The 20,264-nt window shown below is 29.3% G+C and carries 17 protein-coding genes; 16 read left to right on the forward strand and 1 reads right to left on the reverse strand.

Annotation, left to right across the window (positions count from 1 at the left end; all coding sequences use genetic code 11):
* The 16 genes from JOC62_RS13815 to JOC62_RS13890 form a co-directional block, all read left to right on the forward strand.
* Window positions 1-754 (forward strand): hypothetical protein (locus tag JOC62_RS13815; RefSeq protein ID WP_204595870.1); only part of this gene is annotated, 754 nt, incomplete at its 5' end.
* A complete protein-coding gene (locus tag JOC62_RS13820) occupies window positions 727-1,362 on the forward strand; it encodes a ComF family protein (RefSeq protein ID WP_204595871.1) in 636 nt (211 codons plus the stop codon). The genes JOC62_RS13815 and JOC62_RS13820, both read left to right, overlap by 28 nt.
* A 416-nt stretch (window positions 1,363-1,778) precedes the next feature.
* A complete protein-coding gene (gene hpf, locus JOC62_RS13825) occupies window positions 1,779-2,306 on the forward strand; it encodes a ribosome hibernation-promoting factor, HPF/YfiA family (protein WP_204595872.1) in 528 nt (175 codons plus the stop codon).
* 214 nt (window positions 2,307-2,520) lie between these two features.
* On the forward strand, window positions 2,521-5,046 hold the full coding sequence (gene secA, locus JOC62_RS13830) for a preprotein translocase subunit SecA (protein ID WP_204595873.1): 2,526 nt from the start codon (window positions 2,521-2,523) through the stop codon (window positions 5,044-5,046).
* Between the two features lie 69 nt (window positions 5,047-5,115).
* Window positions 5,116-6,223, forward strand: a protein-coding gene (gene prfB / locus JOC62_RS13835) for a peptide chain release factor 2 (RefSeq protein ID WP_204595874.1) whose coding sequence is annotated in 2 segments (ribosomal slippage) — window positions 5,116-5,181 and window positions 5,183-6,223 — 1,107 coding nt in all. Because the reading frame shifts where the segments join, the coding sequence is not laid out codon by codon here.
* Between the two features lie 402 nt (window positions 6,224-6,625).
* Window positions 6,626-7,099: a PTS sugar transporter subunit IIA gene (locus JOC62_RS13840; protein WP_204595875.1), complete on the forward strand. Its 474-nt coding sequence runs from the start codon at window positions 6,626-6,628 to the stop codon at window positions 7,097-7,099.
* A gap of 40 nt (window positions 7,100-7,139) precedes the next feature.
* The gene (locus JOC62_RS13845) at window positions 7,140-7,442 is read left to right on the forward strand and encodes a PTS sugar transporter subunit IIB (protein WP_204595876.1); all 303 of its coding nucleotides are present in this window, start codon (window positions 7,140-7,142) and stop codon (window positions 7,440-7,442) included.
* A gap of 56 nt (window positions 7,443-7,498) precedes the next feature.
* Window positions 7,499-8,914 carry a PTS transporter subunit IIC gene (locus JOC62_RS13850; RefSeq protein WP_204595877.1) on the forward strand — a complete coding sequence of 472 codons (1,416 nt, stop codon included), beginning with the start codon at window positions 7,499-7,501 and terminating at the stop codon, window positions 8,912-8,914.
* A 134-nt stretch (window positions 8,915-9,048) separates the two neighbouring features.
* Window positions 9,049-9,801 (forward strand): DeoR/GlpR family DNA-binding transcription regulator, encoded by a 753-nt coding sequence (locus JOC62_RS13855; RefSeq protein WP_204595878.1) that lies wholly within the window; start codon window positions 9,049-9,051, stop codon window positions 9,799-9,801.
* Window positions 9,802-9,816: 15 nt separating this feature from the next.
* Complete coding sequence (lacA, locus tag JOC62_RS13860; RefSeq protein WP_204595879.1) at window positions 9,817-10,245, forward strand: galactose-6-phosphate isomerase subunit LacA; 429 nt, start codon at window positions 9,817-9,819, stop codon at window positions 10,243-10,245.
* 14 nt (window positions 10,246-10,259) lie between these two features.
* Window positions 10,260-10,781, forward strand: coding sequence for a galactose-6-phosphate isomerase subunit LacB (gene lacB, locus JOC62_RS13865; RefSeq protein ID WP_204595880.1), 522 nt, complete (start codon window positions 10,260-10,262; stop codon window positions 10,779-10,781).
* A gap of 18 nt (window positions 10,782-10,799) precedes the next feature.
* Window positions 10,800-11,657, forward strand: coding sequence for a tagatose bisphosphate family class II aldolase (locus JOC62_RS13870; RefSeq protein ID WP_204595881.1), 858 nt, complete (start codon window positions 10,800-10,802; stop codon window positions 11,655-11,657).
* 20 nt (window positions 11,658-11,677) lie between these two features.
* Window positions 11,678-12,604 carry a 1-phosphofructokinase family hexose kinase gene (locus JOC62_RS13875; protein ID WP_204595882.1) on the forward strand — a complete coding sequence of 309 codons (927 nt, stop codon included), beginning with the start codon at window positions 11,678-11,680 and terminating at the stop codon, window positions 12,602-12,604.
* Window positions 12,605-12,775: 171 nt separating this feature from the next.
* On the forward strand, window positions 12,776-18,715 hold the full coding sequence (locus JOC62_RS13880) for an Ig-like domain-containing protein (protein WP_204595883.1): 5,940 nt from the start codon (window positions 12,776-12,778) through the stop codon (window positions 18,713-18,715).
* Between the two features lie 182 nt (window positions 18,716-18,897).
* Complete coding sequence (locus JOC62_RS13885) at window positions 18,898-19,374, forward strand: hypothetical protein (protein WP_204595884.1); 477 nt, start codon at window positions 18,898-18,900, stop codon at window positions 19,372-19,374.
* Window positions 19,375-19,382: 8 nt separating this feature from the next.
* Window positions 19,383-19,589: a helix-turn-helix domain-containing protein gene (locus tag JOC62_RS13890; protein WP_204595885.1), complete on the forward strand. Its 207-nt coding sequence runs from the start codon at window positions 19,383-19,385 to the stop codon at window positions 19,587-19,589.
* A gap of 65 nt (window positions 19,590-19,654) precedes the next feature.
* On the opposite strand, the gene JOC62_RS13895 is transcribed toward JOC62_RS13890, so the two are convergent.
* Window positions 19,655-20,221, reverse strand: coding sequence for a manganese efflux pump MntP (locus JOC62_RS13895; RefSeq protein WP_204595886.1), 567 nt, complete (start codon window positions 20,219-20,221; stop codon window positions 19,655-19,657).
* Between the last annotated feature and the right edge of the window lie 43 nt (window positions 20,222-20,264).

The raw sequence follows: 20,264 nt of genomic DNA on the forward strand, positions 1-20,264 counted from the left end.
TACTAGAGAAGATATAGTAGATAAGAAACTTGTATTTATGAATTGTAGGTATTTATATAACATAAATAAAAGTTATGATCTTATTATAATAGATGATATATCATCATATTCAAAATTATCAAAAGAGACTTTTCAAAGTGTATATGATAAATTAAAAAGATATTCTAAAAAGATAATATTATATTCTTCAATAAATTATAATGAACATGCAAATACAATAAATATGTTGAATTTAGAAGATATAAATATGCTTACAGAGCCTAGAGTTATGACAACTAGGATAGACTTAAGATACGATATTCCATATTTCTTATATGAGTATATATTATGGTTTAAAAATAACAATAAAAATGTAATAACCTATGTACCTTACCTTAAGGATATAGATACAATATATGACTATTATAGAGAAAGAATTGATTTAAAAGGCGTTAAATTATTAAAGTCAACTGATGAAAAGTTAAATAATAATGTATTTAAGTTTAAAGATAAGTCAATATTTCTAATAACAAATAAAATAGGAGAGGTATTAGAGACTCCAAATGTAGATGGAATTATAGTATTATCAGCAGACGACGAAAGTATAGATTATAAGAAAATATTGTTTATGTGTAGTAAGGTTTGCAAAAGAGATAATGAATTCTCAGAAGTTATTTTAGTTTGTCATGAAGAAACGGAAAATATAGAAAAGGCAAGGGAAGTAACTAGGAGTTTTAATAAAAGGCTATGGGAAGAAGGATATTTAAGTTATTAGATTATTTAAAAGAAAGTGTACTACAAATACTTTTTTCATATCCATCCACTTGCATAATATGCCAGGAAGAAGAGGAAGAGGGAATATGTAAAAGTTGTCTAAGAAGTATAAAGCTTTGCACAGAGGATGAATATTATGGTTACTATAAAGGTGCGCTTAAAGAATTGATTCATCTATTTAAATTTAAGAAGGATTTCTTAGCTGGTGAAATACTAGTAGATATGCTTGAGACAAAGATATCTAATATCAGTAAAGAGTATATTTTAACATATATACCTATAGGCAAAAAATCAAAAAAGACAAGAGGTTTTAATCAATGCGAATACATTGCAAAGCTTCTTTCTAAGCGACTAGATCTAAATTATATGGAGACATTAATTAAATCAAAAGAAACAAAAACTCAAAAGGAATTAAGCAAAAATGAAAGAAGAGATAACATAAAAGATTCATTTTCTATAAAAGAGAAATGTGATATAAAAGGAAAAAAATTCATATTAATTGATGATGTTGTTACAACAGGGGCAACGATAGAGGAAGGAATTAAAATTTTAAAAGAAAATGGTGCAAAAAAAATAAAAATATTGACTATTGCTAAAAGTCGTATATAATATTAATGTAAAGTTAGGTCTGTGGTTGAAAGTCGATGCCAGTCGCAGGCGAAACGATCCACATAAGCTAGGCAAAGATTCTAGTGAGCATGGTGCGGTATAGAGGTAAGTCCTACCAGGTAATAAAACTTGAGAGGGTTAGTAGTGAGAGGTTAATTCTGGGTAGCGAAATCTCCAGTAGGCGAGTGTGGGGGCAAAAACCAGGTCAGCTAACTTTTCAAAAAAAGACACTAAAAATTTAGTGTCTTTTTTTGCATTTAGTTAAAATTATATACAAAAACTAAATTTTCAGTAAATTCAGAAAATAGACTTGCCTTTTATTATGAAGAGGAGTACAATATATTTAACAAATAGATAAACTAATCATTTGAAATCGTCTAAGTTAAACTTAGAATGTAGTGAGAGGAGCTGGACTTATGAAGGTAACAGTTGTAACAAAAAACATTGAATTAACTCCTGCGTTAAAAGACATGGTAGAGAAAAAGGTTTCAAAACTTGACAAGTATTTTGAGAGTAATGTGAATGCGAAAGCAACATTATCTGTACAAAAGAATAGGCATAGAGTAGAAGTGTCAATACCATTTAATGGAATTCTACTTAGAGCTGAAGAGATAACAGATGATATGTATAAATCTATAGATAAAGTAGAAGACAAATTAGAAAGACAAATTAGAAAGCAAAGAACAAAACTTTCTAGAAGAATGAATGATTCATTAAGATTTGGAGAAATCGCAACTGATAAATATGAAAATGAGCATGAAGGTGAAGTAGTAAAAACAAAAAGATTTGCTGTTAAGCCTATGAATGTTGATGAAGCAATTCTTCAAATGGAACTTATAGGACATAATTTCTTCGTCTATAAAGATGCAGATACAAATAATGTCAGCGTATTGTATAAGAGGAAAGACGGAGATTATGGGTTATTAGAACCAGATTACGTATAAAATTTAAAACTTAATAAATAGAATTTTATACTCCATAAAGTTAATGATTAATCATAAACTTTATGGAGTTTTTAAGTTATAGTACATATAAAATTAATAAAATTGTGATAAAGTTGAAATATATTAATTAAAAATGGTATAATTTATAAATGTATACTAAGTAAAGAAAGAGAAAATGCTTATCAAATTTTTTAGCGTTTGGAAGGATGAAAATATGGGAATGTTTAAAGCTTTATTTGGAACGTATAGCGAAAGAGAAGTTAAGAGAATAAAGCCATTAGTTGACAAAATCGAAAGCTTAGAATCAACTATGGAAAAACTAAGTGATGAAGAATTAAGGGGTAAAACAGAAGAATTTAAAGAAAGATATAAAAATGGTGAAACATTAGATGACTTATTAGTTGAGGCGTTTGCTGTTGTAAGAGAGGCTTCAGGAAGAGTATTGAAAATGAAGCATTATAGAGAGCAATTAATAGGTGGTATTGTTCTTCATCAAGGAAGAATAGCGGAAATGAAAACTGGTGAAGGTAAAACATTAGTTGCTACATTACCAGCATATTTAAATGCTTTATCAGGAGAAGGGGTTCACGTAATAACAGTTAATGATTACCTAGCTTCAAGAGATAGAGATTGGATGAATAATATTTATGAGTTCTTAGGACTTAAAACAGATGTTATCGTTCATGATTTAAATAATGATCAAAGAAGAGCAGCATATAACGCTGATATAACATATGGAACAAATAATGAATTTGGATTTGACTACTTAAGAGACAACATGGTTGTATATAAAGAAGAAAGAGTTCAAAGAGGACTAAACTTTGTTATAGTGGATGAGGTTGACTCAATTCTTATTGATGAAGCTAGAACACCACTTATAATTTCAGGTGCAGGAGAAAAATCAACAGAATTCTATAAAGTTGCAGACTATTTTGTAAAGACATTAGTTGCCGAAAAAGATTATACAATTGATGAAAAAGCAAATGCTGCAATGCTTACAGAAGAAGGTGTTGAAAAGGCAGAAAAGGCATTTAAAGTAGAAAACTATGCAGATGCTGAAAATATGCAATTACAACATTATGTAACTCAAGCATTAAAGGCTAACTATGTAATGAAACTTGATAAAGATTATATGGTTAAAGATGGAGAAGTTATAATAGTTGATGAATTTACAGGAAGACTTATGGAAGGTAGAAGATACTCAGATGGTCTTCACCAAGCTATTGAAGCTAAAGAAGGAGTTAAGATTGCAAGAGAATCAAAAACTTTAGCAACAATAACATTCCAAAACTATTTTAGAATGTACAACAAATTATCAGGTATGACAGGTACAGCATTAACAGAAGAAAATGAATTTAGAGAAATCTATGGATTAGATGTTATAGTTGTTCCAACACATAGACCAATCCAAAGAATAGATAATCACGATATAGTATATAAAACTGCTATGGGTAAGTATAATGCTATAGTTGATGAAATAAAAGCATCTCATGAAAAAGGTCAACCAGTTCTTGTTGGTACTGCAAGTATTGAAAAGTCAGAAATAATTTCTGCACTATTAAAGAAAAAAGGTATTAAGCACAAAGTCTTAAATGCTAAATATCATGAGCAAGAAGCAGAAATTATAGCAGATGCTGGTGAAGTTGGATCAGTAACAATTGCAACAAATATGGCTGGTAGAGGTACTGATATAAAACTTGGAGAAGGAGCACTAGAAACTGGTGGTCTTAAGATAATTGGTACAGAAAGACATGAATCAAGAAGAATAGATAATCAGCTTAGAGGACGTTCAGGTAGACAAGGTGATATTGGAGAATCAACGTTCTTCATTTCATTAGAAGATGATCTAATGAGAATCTTTATGTCAGAAAAAACTCATGCTATGGTTGATAAACTTGGACTTGAAGAAGACGATGCTATTGAAAGTAAGATAATTACAAAATCAATAGAAAGTGCTCAAAAGAAAGTTGAAGGTCATAACTTTGACATCAGAAAGAATCTTTTAGGATATGATGATGTTATGAATATGCAAAGAGAAATTATCTATAAGCAAAGAAGTCAAGTTCTTGAAGGTGAAAATTTAGAAGAACAAATAGAGGTCATGATTAAAGAAGTAATAAGTGAGGCCGTAGATGCTCATATTACTGGAATGGAAGATGATTATCAAAATGAATTTAAGAACTTAATTCTTTATTTAGATGATATTTGTCTACCAGCAAATAGAATAACTATTGAAGATCTAATGGATCTTTCAAATGATCAAATTAAAGAAAAGCTTACAGCAATAGCTTTAGAAATATATAAAGGTAAAGAAGCAGAATTTGGAGAAGAAAAGCTTAGAGAAATAGAAAGAGTAGTTCTTCTTAAGAATGTTGATATTAAGTGGATGGATCATATAGATAATATGGATCACTTAAAACAAGGTATTGGACTTAGAGCATTTAAGCAACAAGATCCAGTTCAAGCATACCAAATGGAAGGTAGTGCTATGTTCGATGAAATGATAGAGTCAATTAAGATAGATACTGTAAAATATTTATTCCACGTTCAAATGGAAAAAGCACCAGAAGAGAGAGAAAGAGTAGTTAAAGAGACAACGGCAACTCATGTAAATCATGGAGGAGATGAATCTTCTTCAAAGAAGCAACCAGCTAAGAAAGAAGTAACTACTGGTAGAAATGAACCTTGTCCATGCGGTAGCGGAAAGAAGTATAAAAACTGCTGTGGAAGAGAAGTATAGAAATTAAAATGGGCATCGTTATCTTTAAGATAACGATGCTTTATTTAAAATTAAAATAGAGGTGATTATATGAGAATAGAACTTGAAAAAGCATTAGCTAAAATGCCAAGTTTAAAATTAAATTTAGAGGAAATGAGGGCTTCACTTTGACAAAGAAGCTTTAGAGAAACAAATAATAGAACTTGACTTAAGAATGCAAGAACAAGGATTTTGGGATGATATAAAGAAAGCTGAAGAAGTAACTAAAGAAAGTAAGTTCTTAAAATCTAAATTAGAAAGATTTGAAACTTTAGAGACAAAGATTGAGGACATAGAAGTTTTAAATGAAATTATGGAAGAAAATGATGATGAATCAATAGATGAGATAATTTCAGGAGTTAAGTTCCTAGAAAAAGAAGTTGAAGATTATAAGATAGAGATGCTTTTATCAGGTGAGTATGATAAAAATAATGTAATATTCACATTACATGTTGGTGTTGGTGGAACTGACGCAAATGATTGGACAGAAATGCTTTTAAGGATGTACACAAGATGGTGCGAAAGAAAAGGGTTTTCTGTGGAAACTTTGGACCTAATTCAAGGTGAAGAAGCTGGAGTTAAGAGTGTAACTTTGAGTATAAAGGGTGAATTTGCATATGGATATCTAAAAGCAGAAAAAGGTATTCACCGATTAGTTAGAATATCACCATATAATGCAAATGGAAAAAGACAAACATCATTTGCATCTGTTGAAGTTCTGCCAGAACTTACAAAAGATCAAGATATAGATATTAAATCTGATGATTTAAAGGTTGATACTTATAGAGCAAGTGGGGCTGGTGGTCAGCACGTTAATAAGACAGAATCAGCAGTTAGAATAACACATATTCCAACTGGAATAGTTGTACAGTGTCAAAATGAGAGAAGTCAAATATCAAATAGAGAAACTGCAATGAATATGTTAAAATCTAAGCTTATAGAACTTAAGGATAGAGCTCATAAAGAAAAGATAGAAGATTTAACTGGCGAACTAAAAGATATGGGGTGGGGAAGTCAAATAAGATCTTATGTATTCCATCCATATAATATGGTAAAAGATCATAGAACAGGTGAAGAAACTTCAAATGTTCAAGCAGTTATGGATGGAGATGTTGATGCGTTTATAAATGCATATCTTTCTAGTAAATTAAATTATTAATTTTTAATATTGTAGAGAAGAGCATAAATATATTTATGCTCTTTTTTTTGAATTTATTAATGTGTTATAGTGAGTGTTATAAATTTATAATAAATGTTTGAAATCTGATTAGTAATTGTATAATTTTAAAAGTAAATTTATAGTTAGTAATTTATAGTGACTAATTTTATTGGGATAAATTTGGTTAAATTTAATAAAATAGAAAAATAAATATGAAAAATGAAGAAAAAGGGAGTAAATAGTATTAAAAAGTATGGTTTATATGGAAAAATTAAGTATAATACATAATATAGGCATAAATTAAAGGATTTTTCTGAATATTCAAATTGATTATGTAAACGTATTTATATATAATTTAATTAACAAAAACAAACAAAAACAAACAATGGGAGGGAGTTAAATATGAGTAATGAGTTTTTTAAGTTATTTGAACCAGATTTAATATTCATTGAATGTTTTAATGATGTTAATGAAGCTTTTGAAAAAATTTCAGACAAGCTATTTAGAAAAGGTTTAGTTAAATCAGATTATATTAAAGCATTAAAAAAAAGAGAAAAAGAATTTCCGACTGGTATTGATTTAAGTGTTGTAGCACCAAATCTACCTAATGTAGCAATTCCACATACGGAAAGTGAATATTGTAATGAGACTAAAGTTATAGTAGTAAAATTAAAAAATGAATTAAATTTTAAAAATATGATGAATTCATCAGAAAATCTTAATGTTAAGTATCTCTTTATGATTTTAAATGAAGCTGGCGGAGAACAGGCTAATATTCTAGCAAATATAATGAAATTTATTACCAATAAGGAGAATATAGACAAGCTTGAAGAAGCTAATTCAATAGAAGAAATATATAGCATATTAAATCAATAAAATTTAAATAATATAAAAATATATTTAGGGAGGAATTATTATGATAAAAATTTTAGCAGCTTGTGGAGCGGGAGTAAATTCAAGCCACCAAATAAAAAATGCAATTGAGGAGGAAATGAGAAATAGAGGATATGAAGTTCATGCAGATGCAGTAATGATAAAGGATATTACTGAAGATATGGTAGCTAAGTATGATATCTTTGCACCGATTTCTGCACCAAATTGTGGATTTGAAATAAGTATACCTATAGTTGAAGCTGGACCAATACTATATAGAATGCCAGTAATGAGCCAACCAGTATTTGATGAAGTTGAGAGAATAATTAAAACTTTAAATAAATAATAAGGATTTAAATAATTAATAAAACTTTACAAGAAGAAAAATGGGGAGGAAAAATAATGTCAGGAATAATAGACTTTGCTAACAGTATCTTTAAACCATTAATAGATTTAGGGGCACCGCCACTTATGCTTATTGTTTTAACATTACTTGCTATATGTATGAGGGTTAAGTTCTCAAAGGCATTAGAGGGTGGTATAAAACTTGCAATAGCACTTACTGCAATGGGATCAATAATCGGAATATTAACAGGTAACTTTGCACCAGCACTTCAGGCTTTTGTTAAGTCAACAGGCATTGAGTTATCAATAACTGATGTTGGATGGGCACCACTTGCTACAATTACATGGGGATCAGTTTATACACTTTATTTTTTAATGATTATAGTAATCGTTAACATAATAATGCTAGTAATTAATCAAACAGATACATTGGATGTTGATATATTTAACGTATGGCATTTGTCAATAATTGGTTTGATAGTAATGTATTATTCAGATAACAACTTATTATTAGCAACATTACTGGTAATTTTAATAGGTGTGTTAAAGATTAAGAATGCAGATTTAATGAAACCAACATTTAATGATTTGTTAAATATGCCTGATACAAATCCAACAACTACAACTCATTTAAATTTTATGTTAAATCCAGTAATTATGATATTTGATAAAATATTTGATAAAGTTTTTCCTTTCTTAGATAAATATGATTTTGATGCAGCACAATTGAACAGAAGGATAGGTTTCTGGGGAAGTAAATTTGCAATTGGAGTTTATTTAGGAGTATTTATTGGAATACTTGGACGCCAAACTCCACAAATTATATTCACATTAGCATTTATAGGTGGTATGTGTCTTGAATTATTTTCATTTATTGGAAGCTGGTTCATTGAAGCAGTTGAACCATTATCACAAGGTATCACAAACTTTTTAAGTAAGAAGTTTGCAGGAAGAAAATTTAATATAGGTATTGACTGGCCTTTCTTAGCATCAAGAGCGGAAATGTGGGCTGCAGCTAATGTTTTAGCACCAATAATGTTAGTTATGGCTCTATTTTTACCAGGAAATAAGATTTTGCCTCTAGGTGGAATAATTGCAATTGGTTTAACACCAGCATTACTAGTAGTTACTAGAGGAAAGATGATAAGAATGATTATTACAGGATGCTTTATGTTACCAATATTCTTGTGGTCAGGCACTGCAATTTCAGGGTTTGTAACAACTACAGCTAAGGCAGTTGGAGCATTTCCAGCAGGATTACCAGCAGGAACATTAATTACTCATGCCACACTTGAAGGACCGATTGAAAAATTTATAGCAATACTTGTTGGACAATTTGGTGGTAATATGACAGCTGGAAATACAATTGCAGTAGTAGCTGCGTTACTTGTATATGTTTTACTTTTCGTTTGGTATGCGAAACAAATGAAGAAGAGAAACAAAGCATATGCGATTGAAGCAAATGAAAAATAGACTGTAAAATTCAAAAGATACCTCTATATATGAAGATACTATAAAGTTGTTATAAAAATGAATATTAGATATGGGAATTGTTTAGTGTTATAGTATTGTGTAGATAAATTATATACAACATGGAGGTATAGAAAATGTTGAAAGCTGAAAGACACAAAAAGATAATAGAAAAATTAGAAGAAGAAAATATAATAAAAAATTCTGAATTAATAAAAGAATTTAATGTAACTGAGATGACTTTAAGGAGAGATCTTAAGGATTTAGAAAATAAAGGATATCTTATTAGAATTCATGGTGGAGCAAGAAATAAAAATATGTATCTAAATGGTGAACTTTTGCTTCATGAGAAAAGAGAAATAAATATAGAAAATAAAAGATATATAGCAAAATTAGCAGCAAGTTTTATAAAAGAGAACGATACAGTATATATAGGACCTGGTACTACAAATGAACTTTTATATGAATATATAAATGTATCATATATAAAAGTAATAACAAATTGTCTATCGGTGTTTCAAAAATTTAAAAATGATAAAAGATTTGACTTATTATTAGTAGGTGGAAAGTTTAGAGAAACAACTGATACTTTTGTTGGTAACTTTGCAAATGAAACTCTAAGTAAAATGCGAGTAAATGTGGCCATTGTAGGAGCAAATGGAATATATGAAGATGGACTTATGACATATAACGAAGAAGAAGGATTTTCTCAAAAAATTATATTAGATAATGCATATGAAAAGTATGCATTATGTGATTCCAGTAAACTAGATAAAAAAGATTTTTATAAATTTTATAAACTAGAAAACTTAACAGCTATAATCACCGATAAAGACATTAGTGAATTTGAGGAAGAACAATATAAAAAATATACTAAAATTATCTATTGATATAAGGAGGATAAAATGAAAATTTTAATTGGATCAGACAAAAATGGATTTGAATTAAAAGAATGTCTAAAGGAGTATTTGAAAGAAAAAGATTATGAGGTTATTGACAAAACGCCAGAGGATAATTTGGATTTTGTAGATTCAGCAGAGAGAGTATGTAGAGGTATATTAGGTGGTGAAGGAGATAGAGGAATACTTATAGATGAGTATGGAGCTGGATCATTTATGTCGGCTAATAAATTTAAAAATATAATTTGTGCTGAAGTTTCAGATGAGCATTCTGCCAAAATGACAAGAAATCATAACAATACATCTATAATTGCAATTGGATCTGGAATTGTAGGAAAAACATTAGCAAAAAACATTGTTAATGCATATTTAGAGTCTGAATATGCGGGGGGAAGACATCAAATAAGAATAGATATGTTAAATAAAATGCTTTAATTGGAGGAGAAAAAATGAAGATATCAATTGGATGTGACCATATAGTAACAGATATTAAAATGAAAGTATCAGATTATTTAAAATCAAAAGGCCATGAAGTAATAGATAATGGAACATATGATCATGTAAGAACTCACTATCCTATATATGGAAAGAAGACTGCGGAGAAGGTAATTAGTGGAGAAGCAGATTTAGCTATAGTTATTTGTGGAAGCGGGGTTGGTATAACGACATCAGCAGATAAAGTATTTGGAGTTAGAGCAGCTCTTGTAAGAGATGTAAGTACTGCAACTTATGCAAGAAAGTGCTTAAATGCAAATGTTATAGGAATGGGTGGAAGAATATCAGGACTAGGATTAATAGAAAACATAATAGATACATTCTTAGAGACTAAATTTGAAGATACTGAGGAAAATAGAAGATTAATAGAAAAAATAGATAGAATTGCAGAAGTTAAAGAAGGACAACAAGGGAATGAAGATTTCTTTGTTGAGTTTATAGAAAAATGGAATGATGGAGGATATCCAGCAGAATAAAAGTATAGAGGTGAGAATATGAATGAAGTATTATCAACAAGAGATATGCTCAAAAGAGCTCAAAAATGTGGATATGCAGTCCCAGCATTCAATATACATAACTTAGAAACATTACAAGTTGTTGTAGAGACTGCAAATGAAATGAGATCTCCTGTAATTTTAGCTGGTACTCCATCAACAATTGAGTATGCAGAGGGAGAAAATATAGTTTCAATGGCTAAAGTTGCAGCAAGTAAATACAATATTCCAATTGCAGTACATTTAGACCACTTTGAAAGTATTAAAGATATTAAACACTATATAGATATTGGATTTAAATCAGCTATGATAGATGCATCACATGAAAATTTTGAAGATAATATAAAAAAGGTTAAAGAGGTAGTAGACTATGCGCATAGATATGATGCAACAGTTGAAGCGGAACTTGGAAGATTAGGTGGGAAAGAAGATGACTTAGTAGTTGATGAGAAAGATGCTATGTATACTAATCCTGATTCAGCAAAAGAGTTTGTAGAAATAACAGGTGTTGATTCATTAGCAGTTGCTATTGGGACAGCTCATGGATTATACAAAGGAGAACCTAAACTTGATTTTGAAAGATTAAAAGAGATAAGCGCTAAAGTAGATGTACCTCTAGTATTACATGGAGCATCAGATGTCCCAGATGATCTTGTTAAGAAAGCTATATCACTTGGGATATGTAAGGTAAATGTAGCTACAGATTTAAAAATTCCATTTTCAGATGCTGTTAAGAAATATTTTAAAGAAAATCCAGAAGCAAATGATCCAAGAAAATATATGACACCTGGAAAAGAAGCTATGAAAAAGATAGTTCAGCATAAAATAAAAGTTTGTGGAAGTGAAAATAGATATTAAATCTAATTAGGAGGATAAGGATGATATTAGTTTTAAATCTTAATGCATCTGTAGATAAGAAGTATAAGATTAACAATATAGAAAAAGGAACTGTAATGAGAGCTTCTAATGTAGATAATACAGCTGGAGGAAAAGGATTACATGTTGCTAATGTAGCAACTATATTAGGTGAAGATGCTTTAGTAACTGGATTTCTGGGAGGGTACACAGGTAGTTTTATAAGAGACAAGCTATGTGAAATGAACATAAAAAATGATTTTGTGAGCATTAAAAACACAACAAGAGAATGTTTGGCTTTTATAACTGAGGATTTAGAACAAACAGAAATTCTAGAGCCTGGTCCAGAACTTATAGAAGGTGAATTAGAGCAATTCTTAGATAAGTATAGAAGATTAGTAAAAGATAGCTCCATAGTTGTTGCTTCAGGAAGTATCCCTAAAAATTTATCTACAGATATATATAAGAATCTTATAGAAATTGCAAGGGAAAGTAACAAGAAATTTCTATTAGATACTAGCGGAGATCTTTTAATAAATGGAATTGAAGCTAAACCTTTCTTTATAAAGCCTAATAAAGATGAAATAGAATATATAATTGGTAGAAAAATTGAAACTACTGAAGATGTATTAAAGGAAATAGATGAATTTCATAAAAAGGGAATTGAGTTTGTTGTTGTATCTTTAGGGAAAGATGGATCAATAGCAGGCTATAGAGGAGAAAAATATAGAATAAAAGTTCCGGAGGTTAAAGCTGTGAATCCAGTTGGATCAGGAGATGCCTTTGTAGGTGGTATATCAGTTGGAATTGAAAGAGGATATGATATAGAAAAAATATTGTCATTTGCTACTGCCTGTGGAACATCAAATGCACTAGAGGAGGAAACAGGTATAGTAAACATAGAAACTGTAAATCAAATTATGAAAGAAGTTGAAGTATTAAAGCTTTAGCTAAATTACGTATATGTTAATTAGATAATAGTAATAAGTAGTTTAGATATAATAATAAAGATAATAGCAAAAGAAATAATTGACCTCATTAAGTAAATTTTTATAAAAATATTAGATAGACTTAATGAGGTTAATTTTATATATAAAATAATTAGGATGGTGAATAATATAATGAAAAAAATAGTTGCTTTTATAATGTCTCTTCTAGTTATTATTTGTAGCATAAATGTACCTGTATTCGCAGCTAACAATGAAAGTAAAATGGATAAAGATGGGGAAGTGAAAATAGAACATAATATTGAAAAAGATCGAAAAATCAATTTCACGGATAATTGGAAATTTAAACTTGGAGATGAAAGTGGAGCGGAAGCTAAAGATTTTAATGATTCAAAATGGAGAAGTCTAAATCTTCCTCATGATTGGAGTATAGAGCTTGATTTTAATAAAAACTCTCCAGCAACTCATGAAGCAGCATTTCTTGATGGTGGAGTAGGATGGTATAGGAAAACGTTTAAATTACCGGAATCAATGAAAGGTAAAAAAATAAATATTGATTTTGATGGAGTTTATATGGAATCTACTGTTTACGTAAATGACCAAAAGGTTGGGGAATATCAAAATGGATATACGCCTTTTGGTTTTGATATTACAGATAATCTAAAATTTGATGGTAGTGATAATGTAATAGCTGTCAAAGTAAAGAATACTCAGCCAAGTAGTAGATGGTACTCTGGTAGTGGAATTTACAGAAATGTATATATTACAGCTACAAATAAAGTTCATGTAGCTAAGTATGGTACATTTGTTACAACTCCAAACATTAAAGAAGATTTAGCTAATGGAGGAAATGTAGGAGTAAATATTAAGACAAAGATAAGTAATGAGTCAGGAGAAAATTCAGAGGTTACAGTAAGAAATAAGATAATTTCTCCAAATGGACACGAAGTTTCAAAAGTTGAGTCGAATGAGGTATTAGATTCAAAATTAAAGGAATTTAATCAAAATTTAAAGGTTAAAAATCCTAAGCTATGGGGTATTTATAGTGGAAATATATATAAGGCAGTTACAGAAGTTATTAAAGATGGGAAAGTAATTGATACATATGAAACTTCTTTTGGTTTCAGATATTTTAAATTTGATGCTAATAAAGGATTTTCAATAAACGGAAAAAATGTAAAACTTAAAGGTGTATGTATGCATCATGATTTAGGTGCATTAGGAGCAGCTGTAAATTATAGTGCAGTTGAAAGACAAATTTTAATGTTAAAAGAAATGGGAGTAAATGCTATAAGATCTACGCATAATCCAGCATCACCAGAGTTTAGAGACATATGCGAAAAAAATGGGATATTGCTTATAGATGAAGCTTTTGATTGCTGGGAACAAGGAAAGAAAACATACGATTATCATAGGTTCTTTAAACAATATGCAGAACGTGATATAAAAACAATGGTAGATAGTGCTAAGAATAGCCCATCTATAATAATGTGGTCTATAGGAAATGAAATCTATGATACAAATACATCAAATGGAGTGAAAATAGCAAAAAATCTTGTAAAGTGGATTAAAGAAATAGATACAACTAGACCTACAACTATAGGAGAGGATAAGTATAGAGGTAGTAAAGCTGATGGTGTTGCAAACTTTCAATCATCAAGAGATGAAATATTTAATACAGTTGATGTAGTAGGATATAACTATAGTGAAAATGTTTATGATGTACATCATAAATCAAAGCCTGAATGGAAAATGTATGGTTCAGAAACCTCTTCAGCAGTAAGATCAAGAGGGGTATATTTAGATCCTAATAATCCTAATATAGTTGATAATTCAAATCTTCAATGTTCATCTTATGATAACACTGTTGTTGGATGGGGACGTAGCGCTGAAGATTCATGGATACGTGATCGTGATAGACAATTTATTGCAGGACAATTTATTTGGACAGGATTCGATTACTTAGGAGAACCAACTCCGTTTTATGGCAAATATCCAGCTAAGAGTTCATATTTTGGAGCAATTGATACAGCTGGATTTAAGAAAGATATTTTCTATTTCTATCAAAGTCAATGGTCTGATAAACCAATGGTTCATTTATTGCCACACTGGAATTGGAAAGATGGGGAGAATGTCCAAGTATGGGCTTACTCAAATGCAGATACAGTTGAATTATTCTTAAATGGAAAATCATTAGGAGAACGTAAATTTGAAAAGAAAACTACAAATTATGGAGAATCATACCTTGAAACAAAAGATGGAAAGCTTCATTTAAGATGGGATGTACCATTTAAAGCAGGTACCCTTAAGGCAGTAGCTAAGAAGAATGGTGTAGTAGTTGCAGAAGAAGAGATAAAAACAGCGGGACAAGCAGCCGGAGTAAAACTTACACCAGATAAACGTGTTATATCATCAAATGGTAAGAAGTTATCATTTATTACTGTTGATATAGTTGATAAAAATGGAGTAGTTGTACCAACGGCCGATAATCTTGTCAATTTTGAAGTAACAGGAGGCAAGTTAGTTGGTGTAGATAATGGTAATGGTGCAAGTGTTGAAAGATATAAAGCTAATAACAGAAAGGCATTTAATGGTAAGGTGCTTGCAATAATTGAACCACATAAAAATGAAGGAAGTGTTACAGTTAAAGCAACAGCTCAAGGATTAGATAGTAGTGAATCTTCTATCTATACAATAAATTCAGAAGACATGAATAAAGATAAAATTGTTGGATTTGAAAAAGTCGTAATAAATATTGATAAAGGAAATTTACCACAATTACCTAAGACAATTAAAGCAATTTATGCAAATAATACTGAAAAAGATGTTAATGTTATTTGGGATAAAATAAATCCAGAGCAGTATAACAAAGTTGGATCATTTAATGTAAATGGAACAGTTAAAGGATCTGATATAAAGGCAAAGGCTGTAATTAATATTCGTGATATTGTTTTAGTAAAGCCACACTCTACAGTTACAAAAGTAGGAGTATTACCTAAACTACCTGATGAAGCTACAGTTATTTATAGTGATGGAAAAGAAGTTCAATCAAAAGTTACATGGGAAAGTATTGATTCAGAAAAGTATAGCAAAGAAGGGAGCTTCATTGTATATGGCAAGGTAGACATTACAGATAAATTTAAAGCAGAGGCAAGGGTTAGAGTTACTAATAAGACTGAAAAAGTGAATATAGCCCTTTATAATTCAAAAGCTCAAGGAAAGGCTTTTGCATCTTTTACAAATCCAGCGGATGACGTTAATAATATAAATGATGGAGTTATATCATATGATAATAATCCACCTAACAGATGGACAAATTGGCAACGTACTCCACGTACTAATAATGAGTATATAGGTGTAGAATGGAAAGAAAATCAGAATGTAGATAATATTAATTTATATGTTTATGCTGATAATGGTTGCCAAGCACCGAAGAGTTTAATAGTTGAGTACCTTGATGGACATGAGTGGAAAAAAGTCTCTAATATGACAATAAAGCCTGAAACTATAACAAACAATATGAAGCATGAAATTAAATTTGATAAGGTAAATACTAATAAAATAAGAGTTAATATGATTCCTAAGGATAGAAAGTCTCTTGCTATAACTGAAATAGAAATAATGGATGATGTTATAGTGCCAAATAACACAGCTAAACTTTCATCTATATCAATTAATGGAAAAGAAATAGAAGGTTTTTCAAGTGATAAGACTAAGTATGATGTAGAACTTCCATATGGATCAGAGATTCCTAAAATAAAAGCTACAGCTATTGATAATGCAACTGAAGCAATTATTTTACCAACAAATATTCATGGAGAAGCAAAAATTCTTGTTACCTCAGAAGATGGAAAAGTAATAAATGTATATAAAATCAACTTTAATGTTAAAAATCCATTACTAAATAAAGTTGAATTATCTTCAGATAAAACAAATTATACTGAAGATGATATTGGGGATTTAAATGTAAATGCTACATTACAAAATGGAGAAAAAATAGATTTAAATAATGCTAAAGTTGAGTACATCACATCTAATAAAGATGTAGCAGTTATAAAAAATGGAAAGATTAATATTGTTGGAGAAGGAACAGCCGAGGTAAGTGTTAAAGTTACTTATAAAAATGTTACAAAAGAATCAAATAAGCTTGTAATAAATGCGAAGAAATCAAATAAAGAAAAATTTATTGTAGGTTTTGAACCAATTAAAGTAGTGGTGGATAAAGGTGAAGAACCAAAACTTCCAAAGGAAGTAGAAGCAAAATATAATATTGGATTATCAAGAAATAAACAGGTCACTTGGGAAAAAATTAAAGCGGAGCAATACGGAAAGCTTGGAACATTTAAGGTTTATGGTAAAGTTTATGGAACATCATTGAAAGCTGTTGCGGAAGTTGAAGTTAAAGGAGAAGTTGCGGTAGAATCAGTGTCGGCAGTTACTTTAATTAATGAAGAGCCAATACTACCAAAAACATTAATGGTATATTATAGTGATAATACGGAAAGACAACATTCAGTTAAATGGAATAAAATATCACAGGATAAATACGGAAATGTTGGAGAGTTTATTGTAGAAGGTGAAGTTAAAGATTCAAATTTAAAAGCTGTTGCAAAAGTAAGGGTATCGGATAAATTTGAAAAAGGACTTAATATTTCAAGGTTCCAAAATGGATATGATTATCCAAGAGTTCAATCATCATATTCGAATGAGCCGCCAGTAAGCCCTACTTCAAAGGATAAAGTTGAGCATATACACAACGATATAATCTCATTTAATGATGATCCACATGATCGTTGGACTAATTGGAAACTGAATCCAGATAAAACAGGGTGGGTGTCTATAGAATTTGGAAGAACAGGTCCTCAAGAATATTATGTAAATGAAATGATAGTACATTACTTTAAAGATTCAGGTATAGCACTCCCAGAATCAGCTATAGTTCAATATGAAAAAGATGATAAGTGGATAGATGTTAAAAATCAAAAAGTTGAAAATGGTAAAAATGAAAATACAAAAATTTATAAGTTTGATAAAATAAAAGCATCTAAGGTAAGAATATTTATGAATGCAAAAGCTAATAAGTCTTTAGGAATTACAGAAGTTCAAATATTTAAAGACGATGTTATTAAGAACTCAAAATCTTTTGCAAAGGAAATTAAGATAGGTACAAATAAATTAAAAGAATTTAATCCTGAAAATATGAAATATACAATAAATGTTGATAATAATATAATTCCTGAAATTTCTGCAATAGCTGAAGATAATGCTGCTGTTACAGTTGTAGAGCCAGTTACTATTCCAGGTAAAGGAAAGGTTATTGTAAAGGGAGAAGATGGATTAAAAACTAATGTGTATGAATTACTCTTTGCTAAGAATATACCTATTGAAAAATCGGATTTAAATAAAAAGATAAACGATATTAAAAATATGGATTTATCAAAATACACTGAAGGTAGCAAAGATCTTCTAAATAATGCTCTTTTATTAGCGGAAAAGGTATTAAAATCTAAAGACTCAACTCAAGATGATGTTAATAATGCAGCTTTAATGCTTGATGATGCAGTTAAAAGATTGTCAAATACAGAAGGAAACAGGCCAAATGTTTCAACATATAAAATAGAAGTAGTTCAAGGGCAAAATGGAAAAGTTTCACCAAATGGATCCTTTGAAGTTAAAAAGGGAGAAAATCAGAAATTTATCTTTACCCCTGATAAGGGTTATAAAGTTGATGAAGTTCTTTTAAATGGGAAAAAAGTTAATGTTTTGGACAATTCATACGTACTAAAAGATATAAATTCAAATAACAAACTAGAGGTAACATTTAAAGACGCAAGAGATAACAACGATGATAAGAATAATAATACAGGTTCTAGTCCTAGCAATGGTGCAGTTATAGATAATGGTGTTTCTAATAAAAATATTGATAAAAATAAAGAAAAGAATACTAAAAAGTATGAATCAAATAACAAAGGTTCAGACCAAAAAATAAATAAAGAGAATAAAGGTATTTCTAAAGAGATACTACCAAGTACAGGAAAATCTAATGGATTATTATTTGTAAATGCTGGAGGAATATTTTTTATATTAGGAATAGCTATAAAGAGATTAAGATAAATTTATGAAATAGGGTGTCAATTAAAGGCACTCTATTTTTATTTGAATATTCTAAAAATATTAAAGTTTTTTAATTCTAACCTTAGTTAATAAAAATATATCGAATAGCAATAAAAATATATTGAATATTATTGGGAAAAGATGTAATATATATAATATAAAGGCAATTTGAGGAGGGGAATATGAGATATTTAAAGGTGACCACTATTGTACTTAATTTAGCACTATTGGCTTTAGGGATTATGATAATTGGAGGAGCCATTAATTTGTTTGGTAATTTTAATAATATGAATAATGAGGGCATTTTATCTATTTTTACTAGATTTGTAATTTTAACAGGAGTGTTTATAATATTAATTAAAATAAAAATGTTAGTTAAAAATATTAATAATAAGATTATATTTGCAGATAAGAATATAAAAATTTTAATTACTATATCTAATATTTTATTTATAATGGCTATAGCAACATATTTTATAAAAAATGATAATACATCACTTCAAATATTAGAGTTTGGTGGATTTGCTATTAAGTTTGAAACTTTATTATTAGCATCAATTGGATTAATTGCTAGAATAATTGGAGATGTATTTAATGAATCTATAAAGATAAAATATAAATCTGAGGAACTAGAAGAAGAGAGCAAATATACAGTATAGGTGAATGGATGATAATAACAAATTTAGATGTAATGATGGCAAAGCGGAAAATAAGCTTAACAGAACTTGCAGAGCATGTTGGTGTTACCAAAGCAAACCTATCTATTCTTAAGAATGGAAAGGCAAAAGCTATAAGATTCTCTACTTTAGAGGCGATATGCAAAGTATTAGAATGTCAACCTGAAGATATTTTAGAATTTAGAAACGATGAATAAAGAATAATTAACAAAAGCCCTAAAATTATAAATTTATAATTTTAGGGCTTTTGTTAATTAGGTTTTTAGATAAAACTTTCATATATGCCTAATATAATAAGAAGTAGACTAGATGCAAGTGAAGCATACTTTCCAAGAAGTTTTCCGAGGAAACTATTGCCAAGCAATGATCCTAAAATGATACTTAGTGAAGTTACAATAAACGTAAAAAGTGTTGAATAAAATATGTTTATTCCTGTAATACTTGCAGAAATTCCTACACCTAAATTATTTATTGTAAGTGCAAAAGCAAGAGGAATAGTCTCTTTTAATTCAATAACCCTAGAATTATTAGAATCAGCATTTATAAAATTAGGTGTCTCCTTATTTCTAATGCTACTTATTAAAAACCAAGTCCCTATTAAGACTAATGATATTCCACCAATAAAGTTAGAAATACTATTAGGTAAAATATTTTCTAGGAAACTACCAAATAACATAGATAGGAAAGTTCCAATTGATGTTATTATAGCAATTAGTAAATTGCTTGATAAAGGTAGTTTTATTTTATGCATACCATAAGATACAGATACAGTAAAGGTATCTAAATTAGATGATATTGATAAAATAAAGGCTGATAAAAATTGTTGCATATAAACTCTCTCCATTTTATTGGTATAATATTATTATATTATA

Origin of the sequence: Clostridium sardiniense, assembly GCF_016907995.1 — a bacterium.
Lineage (GTDB): Bacteria > Bacillota > Clostridia > Clostridiales > Clostridiaceae > Clostridium > Clostridium sardiniense.

Excerpts from the sequence above, each read along its gene's own strand:
- JOC62_RS13890 (WP_204595885.1), top strand. The coding sequence starts at position 19,383 with ATGATAATAACAAATTTAGATGTAATGATGGCAAAGCGGAAAATAAGC.
- lacB (WP_204595880.1), top strand. The coding sequence starts at position 10,260 with ATGAAGATATCAATTGGATGTGACCATATAGTAACAGATATTAAAATG.
- JOC62_RS13855 (WP_204595878.1), top strand. The coding sequence starts at position 9,049 with ATGTTGAAAGCTGAAAGACACAAAAAGATAATAGAAAAATTAGAAGAA.
- JOC62_RS13840 (WP_204595875.1), top strand. The coding sequence starts at position 6,626 with ATGAGTAATGAGTTTTTTAAGTTATTTGAACCAGATTTAATATTCATT.
- JOC62_RS13885 (WP_204595884.1), top strand. The coding sequence starts at position 18,898 with ATGAGATATTTAAAGGTGACCACTATTGTACTTAATTTAGCACTATTG.
- lacA (WP_204595879.1), top strand. The coding sequence starts at position 9,817 with ATGAAAATTTTAATTGGATCAGACAAAAATGGATTTGAATTAAAAGAA.
- JOC62_RS13820 (WP_204595871.1), top strand. The coding sequence starts at position 727 with ATGGGAAGAAGGATATTTAAGTTATTAGATTATTTAAAAGAAAGTGTA.
- JOC62_RS13880 (WP_204595883.1), top strand. The coding sequence starts at position 12,776 with ATGAAAAAAATAGTTGCTTTTATAATGTCTCTTCTAGTTATTATTTGT.
- JOC62_RS13875 (WP_204595882.1), top strand. The coding sequence starts at position 11,678 with ATGATATTAGTTTTAAATCTTAATGCATCTGTAGATAAGAAGTATAAG.
- JOC62_RS13895 (WP_204595886.1), bottom strand. The coding sequence starts at position 20,221 with ATGCAACAATTTTTATCAGCCTTTATTTTATCAATATCATCTAATTTA.
- secA (WP_204595873.1), top strand. The coding sequence starts at position 2,521 with ATGGGAATGTTTAAAGCTTTATTTGGAACGTATAGCGAAAGAGAAGTT.
- JOC62_RS13850 (WP_204595877.1), top strand. The coding sequence starts at position 7,499 with ATGTCAGGAATAATAGACTTTGCTAACAGTATCTTTAAACCATTAATA.
- JOC62_RS13870 (WP_204595881.1), top strand. The coding sequence starts at position 10,800 with ATGAATGAAGTATTATCAACAAGAGATATGCTCAAAAGAGCTCAAAAA.
- JOC62_RS13845 (WP_204595876.1), top strand. The coding sequence starts at position 7,140 with ATGATAAAAATTTTAGCAGCTTGTGGAGCGGGAGTAAATTCAAGCCAC.
- hpf (WP_204595872.1), top strand. The coding sequence starts at position 1,779 with ATGAAGGTAACAGTTGTAACAAAAAACATTGAATTAACTCCTGCGTTA.